Annotated in this window: 12 protein-coding genes; 5 read left to right on the forward strand and 7 right to left on the reverse strand. The window is 67.6% G+C overall.

Translation table 11 applies throughout. The features are described from left to right. Nucleotides 1–933, reverse strand: a 933-nt coding sequence (locus G6023_RS02920) for an MBL fold metallo-hydrolase (protein ID WP_182634045.1), incomplete at its 3' end; no start/stop codon positions are given. A gap of 299 nt (nt 934–1,232) precedes the next feature. Between G6023_RS02920 and G6023_RS02925 the strand changes: the two genes are divergently transcribed. Next, nucleotides 1,233–1,490: a metal-sensitive transcriptional regulator gene (locus G6023_RS02925; protein WP_067718103.1), complete on the forward strand. Its 258-nt coding sequence runs from the start codon at nt 1,233–1,235 to the stop codon at nt 1,488–1,490. A 71-nt stretch (nt 1,491–1,561) separates the two neighbouring features. After that, entirely contained in the window at nt 1,562–1,987 is a 426-nt protein-coding gene (locus tag G6023_RS02930; protein WP_107749405.1) for a DUF302 domain-containing protein, read from the forward strand. A 106-nt stretch (nt 1,988–2,093) separates the two neighbouring features. Here G6023_RS02930 and lnt read toward each other — a convergent pair whose 3' ends face one another. The 6 genes from lnt to G6023_RS02960 are packed head-to-tail and all read right to left on the reverse strand — an operon-like array spanning nt 2,094 to nt 7,803. Beyond that, nucleotides 2,094–3,695, reverse strand: a complete 1,602-nt coding sequence (gene lnt / locus G6023_RS02935; protein WP_067718108.1) for an apolipoprotein N-acyltransferase — start codon at nt 3,693–3,695, stop codon at nt 2,094–2,096. Further along, nucleotides 3,692–4,546, reverse strand: a complete 855-nt coding sequence (locus G6023_RS02940) for a cytochrome c biogenesis CcdA family protein (protein WP_067718111.1) — start codon at nt 4,544–4,546, stop codon at nt 3,692–3,694. The genes lnt and G6023_RS02940 overlap by 4 nt, the downstream gene beginning before the upstream one ends. Nucleotides 4,547–4,550: 4 nt before the next feature. After that, nucleotides 4,551–5,267, reverse strand: coding sequence for a DsbA family protein (locus G6023_RS02945; protein WP_067718113.1), 717 nt, complete (start codon nt 5,265–5,267; stop codon nt 4,551–4,553). 29 nt (nt 5,268–5,296) lie between these two features. Then, nucleotides 5,297–6,160 carry a cytochrome c biogenesis CcdA family protein gene (locus G6023_RS02950; RefSeq protein WP_067718116.1) on the reverse strand — a complete coding sequence of 288 codons (864 nt, stop codon included), beginning with the start codon at nt 6,158–6,160 and terminating at the stop codon, nt 5,297–5,299. Continuing rightward, on the reverse strand, nt 6,157–7,047 hold the full coding sequence (locus G6023_RS02955) for a cytochrome c biogenesis CcdA family protein (RefSeq protein WP_067718119.1): 891 nt from the start codon (nt 7,045–7,047) through the stop codon (nt 6,157–6,159). The genes G6023_RS02950 and G6023_RS02955 overlap by 4 nt, the downstream gene beginning before the upstream one ends. Before the next feature lie 3 nt (nt 7,048–7,050). Beyond that, nucleotides 7,051–7,803 (reverse strand): DsbA family protein, encoded by a 753-nt coding sequence (locus G6023_RS02960; protein ID WP_067718121.1) that lies wholly within the window; start codon nt 7,801–7,803, stop codon nt 7,051–7,053. A 97-nt stretch (nt 7,804–7,900) separates the two neighbouring features. On the opposite strand from G6023_RS02960, the gene G6023_RS02965 reads away from it, so the two are divergent. From G6023_RS02965 to G6023_RS02975, 3 genes are read left to right on the forward strand one after another with little or no spacing between them, the layout of a single operon-like run. Then, nucleotides 7,901–8,467: a hypothetical protein gene (locus G6023_RS02965; RefSeq protein WP_235027685.1), complete on the forward strand. Its 567-nt coding sequence runs from the start codon at nt 7,901–7,903 to the stop codon at nt 8,465–8,467. Continuing rightward, nucleotides 8,464–8,850, forward strand: coding sequence for a BlaI/MecI/CopY family transcriptional regulator (locus tag G6023_RS02970; protein WP_067718127.1), 387 nt, complete (start codon nt 8,464–8,466; stop codon nt 8,848–8,850). The genes G6023_RS02965 and G6023_RS02970 overlap by 4 nt, the downstream gene beginning before the upstream one ends. Then, a complete protein-coding gene (locus tag G6023_RS02975; protein WP_067718130.1) occupies nt 8,847–9,824 on the forward strand; it encodes a M56 family metallopeptidase in 978 nt (325 codons plus the stop codon). Before G6023_RS02970 ends, G6023_RS02975 begins: the two co-directional genes overlap by 4 nt. The last annotated feature ends 106 nt before the right edge of the window (nt 9,825–9,930 follow it).

Here is a 9,930-nt window from a genome sequence, read left to right on the forward strand (position 1 = left end):
CGCCTTGTCGACGCCGGGGATGTTGAGCGCACCGGGGACGGTACCGGCGTGGACCTCGTCCTGGCCCCGGGTGTCGACGACGACGACCTGGTTCGCCTCGAGCGCGGCTGAGAGCTCGGCCGGGGCGTACTCGCGGAGTGGGGAAAGCGGGCCGAGGACCGTCGGGCCTTGTCTGTTCTGTCGCTTCATCCGGCCGAAGTAGGCGTGCGCGTCGGGCTGGCCGTCGAGCAGTTCGTCGATGAAGCCCTGCTCGTCGTCACGCTCGACGTACCCGCCCCACCAGGCGTAGCGACGCTCGTAACCGACGCTGGTCGACGGCAGTGCACCCAGCGCCTTGCCGCAGGCGCTACCCGAGCCGTGGCCGGGGAAGACCTGGACGTGGTCCGGCAGCGTGACGAACGAGTCCTTCAGGCTGCGGAAGATCTGCTTGGCACCCTCGTAGCGGGTGTCGACGCCGCCCGCGGCCTCATCGAGCAGATCGGGCCGGCCGAGGTCCCCGGAGAAGACGAAGTCACCGGAGAGCAAGTACCCGGGGGTATCGGCGAACGCCCCGTCGGTGACCAGGAACGACAGGTGCTCCGGGGTGTGCCCGGGCGTGTGCACGGCCTCGACGGTGATGTTGCCCAGCGTGAGCTTGTCACCGTGGTGCAGCCGCTCAGCGTCGAAACGGTACTGCCAGTCATCCCCGCCCTCGCCCGAGACGTAGACCCTCGCCCCGGTGGCCGCGGCGAGCTCGCGGGTACCCGAGAGGTAGTCGGCGTGGATGTGGGTCTCGGTCACGGCGGTGATCGTCATGCCGTGCCGGGCGGCGAGGTCCAGGTACTCGCGGATGTCGCGGCGGGCGTCGACGACCACGGCCTCGCCCTTGGACTGGCAGCCGATGAAGTAGCCGGCCTGCGCCAGGTCCTCGTCATAGATGCGTTCGAGAAGCATCGAGATCTCCTTGTCGATCGGGGTTCCCTGTTCGGGGCGTGCCACGAATGTACATACCCCACTAGGTATGTGCAACATACCCCACGGGGTATCGAGATCGGGGCGCCGGAAGCCCACTCCCCCGGTTCGGACGGTCGGCGATTGGCCCGCCCGCCCCTCCCTGCCGCCACCGTCGAGGGGATTCGGCACGGCAACTGGCGGGGGCCGAGCGCAAGGGCCCGCGATCGAAAGCGGAGGCTAGGCAAAACACCCCCCCGGGTATATTATGGTGTGACCTTCCACCTCTGCCAGGAGTCCCCATGCAGCTCGACACCGTTGAATTGACACCCGCACTCAACCGCCTCAAGCGTGCCCAGGGGCAGCTCGGGGCCGTGGTGCGCATGATCGAGGAGGGCGGCGACTGCAAGGACGTCGTCACCCAGCTCTCGGCGGTGTCCAAGGCCCTGGACCGGGCCGGCTTCGCGATCATCGCCAGCGGCCTCGAGCAGTGCCTGACCAACCCCGAGGAATCGCTGGGCAAGAAGGATTTGGAGAAGCTGTTTCTCTCCCTGGCCTGATTTCCGCCGACTCTGACAGCCTGGAATCTGGAAGTCTCAACGCCGTCGACGAACCATCGAAGGAGGCGTCCATGACTTACACCCGCACCATCACTGTCCCTATGTCCTACGAGCAGGCCCTGGAGCGCACCCGGGCCGCCCTGGCCGACCAGGGCTTCGGCATCCTGACCGAGATCGACGTCAAGGCGACCTTCAACACCAAGCTGGGCGAAGAGGCCGCCGAGGCCGTGGGCGACTACGTGATCCTGGGAGCCTGCAACCCCGTCCTGGCCAGCAAGGCCCTGGCCGCCGAACCGCAGCTCGGCGTCCTGCTGCCGTGCAACGTCGTGGTTCGTCGCGGCAACGGCGATGGGCAGACCACCGTGGAGGCCATCGACCCGCAGACCATGGTCCAGCTCAGCGGCAGTCCCCAGGTACGTGAGATTGCCGACGACGCCGACGCACGGTTGCGCGCGGCCCTGTCTACGAGCAGCGAAGCCGATCCCACGCGCAGCTGAGGCCGGCCGGCCCCGACCGACACTCCCCCAGAATGGACGTCTCACCAATGGTGAGGCGTCCATTCCCCGCTCACGGTGAGACATGATCCACCGCACTGAGACACCCCTAACTCAGAGTTTCTTGGCTGCGGGGACTCAGGTGCCGGCGAAGGATTGCTGCGCGCCGGAGGAAGACCAGTGAGAGCACGAGTGCAACTATCCCGAGTACATCGAGTGCGATCTCGACGTGCGCTCCCACCTGCGTGGCCAGGGTCCCGGCGTCGCCCAGTGGGAGGTCGGCGAGGAGAGTAGCCGCCTCGAAGATCTCCGTCCGCTGCTCGATAGTGCCGTCTTTGGCGATGACTGCGCTCACACCGCTAGTGGCTGCGACCAGTACCGGCACGTTGTGCTCGACCGCCCGGACCCGCGACATGGCGAGCTGCTGATAGGTCATGGGGGAATAGCCGAAGGTCGCGTTGTTGGTGGGGACGGTGAGGACCTGAGCACCTCCGGCAACGGGTGTGCGTACGGCGGAGTCGAATGCCACCTCGAAGCAGGTCGCGACGCCAGTGACGACCCCTGAAGTTTCGAGCGTGCCCGAGCCGTCACCGGCGAGGAAGTGCCCCGCGCTCTCTGCGACGGGGAAAAGCGCCTCAAAGAGGCCGCGCCACGGTAGCCACTCGCCGAACGGCTGAATGTACTTCTTGTCGTGGCGGTCCACCGGCCCCGATGTGCCGTCCCAGAGCAGCTGCGTATTGAACGACTCCGGGCCGTCGGCGATGCGATCAATCGTACCCAGTGAGATCGGTGCCCCTACCGCCTCGGAGGCGGCCGTGATCTGCTCGGCCGCCTCTCGAGTGTCCAGGACCGGCACGTCCGAGGCGTTCTCCGGCCACAGGACGAGGTCGGGCTGCAGATCCTCACCGGCCACGACCCGCCCTGCCAGTCGGTACGTGGCGTCGAGATGGTTTCGCAGCACCGCGGTGCGCTGGGAATTGAAGTCCAGTCCCAGGCGGGGAACGTTGCCCTGGATTACAGCGACGCGAAGTTGCTGTGTTCCCGCCCGGCCGAGATTGGGTGTGACCAGGTCGGTGGAGGCGATCGCCAGCAGCGCCAGCACGGCCCCCGGTATCGCCAATGGCGCGGCCACCGAGACCGGCCGAGCTCGATCGAGCAGGGCCAGAATCATCAACCCCGCCGCGAAACCGGTCGCAGCGATCGCGGTCCCGAGGAATCGCGAACCGCCCAGCGCCGCGAGCGGCAGCAGAACACCGTCGGCGTGGCCGAACGCCAGTGCGCCCCAGGGAAAACCGCCCCACGGCCAGGACCCGCGGATGGATTCCCAGAGAGACCACCACGCCGCGAGTCCTATGGTCGTGGCCACAGCGAACGGGCCGCTCTGGACCCCGACTCGCACGAGATGTACCGCGCCCGCCCCGAACGCCGCCAGATACAACCCTTCCACCAGCGCGAGCCCCCACGCAGCGTAGGCGCCCACATAGAGACCAACCCACGGGACCAAGAGGAGGAAGAAGACGACCCCGAAGACGAGGCCGAGGAGCGCGCCGGTCCCGGTTCCGGGGTGGCGGCCCCGGACCGGCCCGAGCGCGAGCACGAGCAAGGCGAGGCCGGCGAACGCGGTCGGCCACCATCCGACGGGCGGGAACGCGGCGTAGACGAGCGCACCGGCCATGGCAGCCAAGCCCAGACGGATCACCAGCAGGGTCATCGAGGCTCCGGTTCGGACACCGTGGCGCGGCCGCGACTGCGCATCCGGTTCCAGACGAGCAGTCCGATCCCGGCCAGGACGACGAGCACGAGGACGTCCACGACGGGGTTCGCGACCGCCGCCACGCCCGCTTGCAGCCCGGCCTGGACGTCAATCGGCACGAGTTCGGGGACCCCGATAAAGCCGTTGGTCGTCCAGAAAAGGATCCCGACCGCGAGGATGAGCAGGCCCGTGACCACCGAGGTACTGTGCAGTTCGCGGCCAAGGACGGTGAACGTTCGACCCCGCAGCGCGGCTCGGGTCCGCGTCCCGATACGGCCCCACAGTGCGGCCAGGACGGTGAGCGGCACGACCATCCCGGCGCCGTAAACGGCCAGCAGCGTTCCCGCAGTGACCACATCGCCCTGCGCAGCCGCCAGCGTCAGAACAGCTCCGAGTATCGGCCCAGCGCAGAAGCCGGCCACGCCACTGGCAGCGCCGAGCAGCACCGTCTTTACCAGACCCGCGCGGGCGTCTGACTGGCTCTGCAGCGTGCCCGCCCCCGGCAGGAGGCGAGCGGCGTCGAAGCCGAACCCGAGTACCTGCGCCGCCCCGAGCACGATGAGCAATACCGACGCGGCAATGATGATCACTCCGCGGTTGGTGACGAACACGCTGCCGACCACGCCGGCACCGATCCCGAGCGGCACCAGGACCACGACCAGACCCACGTAGAAGACAACGCCATGCAGCCACAATCGGGGCCCCGAGCCAACGGTGGAGGCGAAGAACGCGGGCAACAACAGTGCCCCACAGGGACTCAACAGTGCCAGGGACCCACCGATGAACGCACTGAGCAGCCCGATGTCCACCGGGCTACCCTCCGCCCGAGGTTTCGAGGGCCGTCTCATGGGCGTCGAGGAAGACCTCGACAGGTTGTGCGCCGACCATCGGCGACCCACCCAGGATGAACACGGGGGTCGCGCTCGCGCCGTGTTCGATCCCCAGCTCTTCGTTCCGTGCGATCTCCTCGGCCGCCTGCGGTGAGATCATGTCGGCGGCAAATCGTTCGGTGTCCATCCCCAGCTGGCCCGCCAAAGCGACGAGAGCCGCCTCGGAGAGATCCCGTTCGGACCGTGTGCGGCCACCGTCGAACAGAGCGTCGTGAAACTCCCAGAACCGACCCTGCTCGGCGGCTGCGTACGAGGCCATCGCCGCACGCTTGGACGCCGGGCCGTACACGTTGACATCGCGCCACTCGATGCGAAGCTCACCTGCCTCGGCCCGCTCCTTCATCACCGGAAGCGTCTCGCGGCTCCACTGCGCACAGAACGGACACTGGTAGTCGGAAAAGACCACCAGCCCGACGGGAGCATCCACGGGACCGAGCGCGAACGGATCGCCCGTCTCCCTTCGCTCCGCATAGGAGTAATCCGGTTGCTGCTGCGCGACGACACCCCCTCCGGCCGTATCCCCATCGCCTGCATCTCCGGCTCGCCACATAGCCACCACCAAGATGATGAGGATCGCCAGCATGACGAGCCCGGGGATGGTGCCGATCGGCAGTCGGCCCGATCTGTGCGATCGCGACACGTTGTGTTCCTTTCCTGACGAGGGCGTCATCAGATCGGCAGGGTCGTGTCGCTGATCGCGAAGTCCCGCAGCCAGCCGATGAACAGCGCCCATGCGCCGCTGAGCAGGAGAAGACCCACCAGGATGAGCATCACGCCGCCGAACACCTGGATCTTGCGTGTGTGTCGCTGTAGCCACCCCACGGTGCGTAGCGCCCACGTCGAGCCGAAAGCCACGAGAACGAACGGCAGGCCCAGCCCCGCGCAGTAGGCGACGATGAGCACCACGCCGCGACTCGCATCCAGGCCCGTGCCGGCTGCGACCGAGAGGGCCGCCGCCAGGGTCGGCCCCAGGCACGGCGTCCAACCAAGGGCGAACACCCCGCCGAGCATCGGCGCCCCCAGCCACGTGGTCAGCGCCTTGGGCTGCATCCGCGTATCGCGTTGGAGCGCGGGGACGACACCGATGAACACAAGTCCCATGCAGATCGTGACGACGCCCCCGATGCGCTGGAGAAGTTCCTGTCGGGGCGAGATGTACTGCACGGTCCCGAGGACCATCGCCGACAGCAGCACGAACACCACGGTGAAGCCACCGACGAACAGTACTGAGGCCAACACCACTCGGCGCCTACTCGATACTCTCCGCTTTCTCTCCTCCAGCGTGAGAGTGCCGGCTTCGACCCGGCGGCGCTCGGCTCCAGCTGCGGTGACGGCGGGCCGTTCTGCTCCCACGACACTGGCCAGATACGCGAGGTAGCCGGGCACGAGCGGCACTACGCAGGGTGAGGCGAACGAGACCAGCCCGGCCAGCACGGCGGCCCCGAGGGCGAGCAGAATCGGCCCGGACACGACCGTCTGCTGAAAGGTCTCCCCGATCGACTGGGCGAGGATGACTACGGTGTCTGTCGTCATTCGTCGAACCTGGTATCCGCCCTGGCAGCCGCAGCGGTGTGGAGCTGGACGGTCTCTGGCAGCGAGACTCCCGAGACAGCCGGAGCACGCTTACGGCGCCTGCGGATGATGAACCAGCCGATTGAAGCGAGTGCCACAGCGGCCACGATCACGAGGAGATCGGGGATACTGCCCGCACTGTCGAGCACGGCACCTTCCAGCGCAGCCTGGTCGGACGCGCCGAGGATGCCGCTCAGTTCGGTGGTGCCGGCAGTGACCAGCAGCAGGACGCCGACCGCGACTGTGAGCGCGCCACCGATGAGGCCGGTCCAGGTGTTGCTCCAGCGTCCGATCTTCACTTCGCGCGGCCGGACGAGGTTCCGGACGGCGGGGAAGCGTCCCCACAGGAGCGAGAGGACGAACAGTGGCAGCGCCATCCCTGCGGCGAAGACCAGGACGATGATCCCGCCGGACAGTGGCGTGCCGGAGACGGCGGCCACGGTGAGGACGGCGCCGAGCAGCGGGCCCGCGCAGACGCCGGCGAGCCCGTAGACCGTGCCGAGGGCGTAGACGGCCGTCATCGAGGTGCCCTCGGTGTTGGTCCCCCGGCGCAGGAACGGCACGGGGACGTTGAGCAGCATGAGGAGGCCGAGCACGATCACGAGGACGGAGGCCACGGTGACGAAGGTGAACCGGTGCTCGTTGACGAAGGCCCCGAGCGTCCCGGCGAGGACCCCGAGGGGGACGAGCGTGGTGGCCAGGCCCAGGTAGAAGACGCCGGTGCGGGTGAGGAGCTCCCGCGGGGCGGCGAAGGCGTAGGAGAAGAACGCGGGCAGCAACATCGCCGAGCACGGGCTGAGCAGCGTCAGGACACCACCGAGGAACGCGCCAACAAGTCCGATGTCCACGACTCACTCCACCGCCGCGAGAGCTTCGTCCAGATACTCACGGAACGTGGCCACCGGCTGCGCTCCGGACAGCGCGGCCTGGCCCGCGACGAAGAACGGGGTGGCCGTGACGCCGAGTTGCTGCGCATTGCGGGTCTCGGCCTCCGCCTGCGCTCGGATCTGCGGATCATCGAGATCTGCGGTGAACTTCTCCATGTCCGGCATGTCGACCTGTTCAGCGAAGTCGATGAGCACCTCGCGGGTCAGATCCGGGTGTCCGCTATCGGGGGCCGCGTCGAAGACGGCGGTGATGTAGTCGACGTACTTGTCCTGGTTCGCGGCGGCCTGCGCCGCGATCTGGGCGTCCTCGGACTGCTCGCCGAAGTAGGCGACGTCGGTGAACTCGATGCGGACCCTGCCGGTGTCCACGTACTCCTCGATCAACACGGGCAGTGTGTCGCGGCTGAACGAAGCACAGAAGGGGCACCGCAGATCGATCCACTCTGTCAGGACCACCGGTGCGTCGACATCACCGATCGCCTTCGGGTCATCGGCCTCGCGCCGAACGAACTCCATGTCGCCCCCGGTGGTCTGCGCGCCGTCAGCGGACTCCGCGGCCACAGACGTCCCAGTCGTCGGGGATTGGCCGGTCAGTGTCTGGGCGAGCACCACGATCCCGAGGAAGACGGCGATCGCACCCAGGATCCAGTTCCCGATGGTCGCCCGCCGGTACTTCGCCTCAAGGGTGTGGCGGGCTAGCGGTTGATTGGTGCTCACGGGCGGTCCCTTTCGCAAACTGGTGGATCATCGACCGGTACGACTATTACACATAGTCGACTATTGGGGATAGTCGGCCCGTGGCATGATGGCCCGTATGGATAGGTTCCGAAGTGCCCTGACGTCGTGGCCGCAGACCCTCGCACTCGCGGCACGCGGGCTGCGGACGTGGACGCCGCGCCAGGTCGTGACTGCAGGCGCGGTAGCGCTCGTCTTCGGAGTACTCCTCGGCCTGGCGACGGTACTGATCCCCAACTCGGTGTTCACCCGGGAGATCCCGCCGGTGTGGTGGAATTACCCGGTCTGGATCCTCACCGCCGTGTTTTCCGGGATGCTCTTCGCCACGTACGTTCGCGGGTCGGCGACTGCCTCGCCGTCAGGTGTCGAGGGCACCACGGAGCTGGGAGACGACGTAGAGGCCCGTCGCTCGAGCCGGTTCGGCATGATCGGCGCAGTCCTGGCGTGGTTCGCGGTCGGCTGCCCGGTCTGCAACAAATTGGCGCTGCTCGCTCTGGGATACTCCGGGGCGATCACCTGGTTCGCGCCGGTGCAGCCGATCCTGGCGATCGTGGCGTTGCTGCTGACCGGAATCGCGCTCGTGGTGCGTCTGCGGGGGCAGATCGCATGCCCGCTGCCCGCAGTGCGTGTCGAGGAGCGGGTATGAGCGCTGCCGAGACCGTCGGGGAGCCGCCCCGGCTGGGAACCCTGGAGACACAGGTGATGGACCTGCTGTGGGACGAGGGGACCTTCACCATCCGCGAGCTCATCGGTCGACTACCCGGAGACTTCGCGTACACCACCATCGCCACCGTTCTGACCAACCTGCACCGCAAGAACCTGGTCGACTCCGGCAAAAGGGGTCGATCCACGGTGTACGAGGCACGGTGCACCCGTGAGGAACACGTCGCCTCGGTAATGGACCATGCACTTGGCACGAGCAGGGATCGCGCGGCGTCCATCCTGAACTTCGCGGAGCGGATCCCCGACACCGACCTGGACCTGCTGCGCGACTACCTCCGTCGCCGCGACGAAGGGATCAACCCATGACCTCCGGACTGCTGGCCGCGATGCTGATCATCGGACTGGTCGTGTCCGCACTGGCGGGCCCGCGAGTACTGCGCAGCGCCGCCCCGCTGCTTATGAGGGTCCCGCGCCTGGCCGCAGGACTGCTCGCCGGCGGCGTGGCGGCCTGGGTGCTGACACTTCTCGCGGTGGGGCCGGTGCTCGCATGGGTACTTTCGGGGCCGGTGGTGCTTCCAGCCCGTGCAGCCCAGGTGTGTGAGCAGTGCCTTGCTGCCGCCAATCCGTTCGGTGACCAGACGTTCAACACTCCCTTCCCGGTGGCAATTCTGCTGGCACTGCCAGCAGCCGCCGTGTTGCTGCACCTGACCTCAGTCAGCATCGAGACCATCCGCCGCCGCCGAAGCACGCTGCGCACCGCAATGCGATACCGACAGACCGCACGGCCTCGACGCATGCACGGATACGACGTGCTCCTGGCGGACGATTCACACCCATTCGCCCTCAGCCTCCCCCGCCGCCACGGCGGCATCGTGATCTCCACCGGCGCAGTCCAGCTGTTCTCCGTCGACGAACTCGTGGCCGTCCTAGCCCACGAGCACGCCCACCTACAGCAGCGCCACCATCTCATTACCGCGATCGTCAGCGGACTGACCACAAGACTGCGGTGGATCCCGATGCTGGCCGCCGCCGAGGACGCCCTGGGCCACTACCTGGAGATCGCCGCCGACGACCACGCCCGGCGAGTATCCGGAACTCCCGCGCTGGCGGGGGCGCTACTCGTCCTCGGTCAGGCCGCCCGCCTCTCCCAGCAACCAACCGCAGAAGGAGCGCTCTACGCGCTCGGCCCGAACCGGATCGCGCACCTCGTGCAACCTGACCGCGGGACCGCCGGAGCCGTAGCCGCGACCGCCAGCACCTGCTGCATGGCCGCTCTGATCGCCCTCGCCGCATTCGTCCACATCCCTTACATGTTGGCGGCACTCAGCGGCTGCATCTGAACCGGCCATTCCCCTCGCGGACCCGCCCCGCCCGTAACCGTTACCGCCACCGTCCCTAAGCATGAACAGCTAGGAGACTGCTGAACAAGGCGCTATTGGGGTTGGC

Source organism: Dietzia sp. DQ11-71 (genome assembly GCF_014144995.1).
Taxonomy (GTDB): Bacteria; Actinomycetota; Actinomycetes; order Mycobacteriales; family Mycobacteriaceae; genus Dietzia; species Dietzia kunjamensis.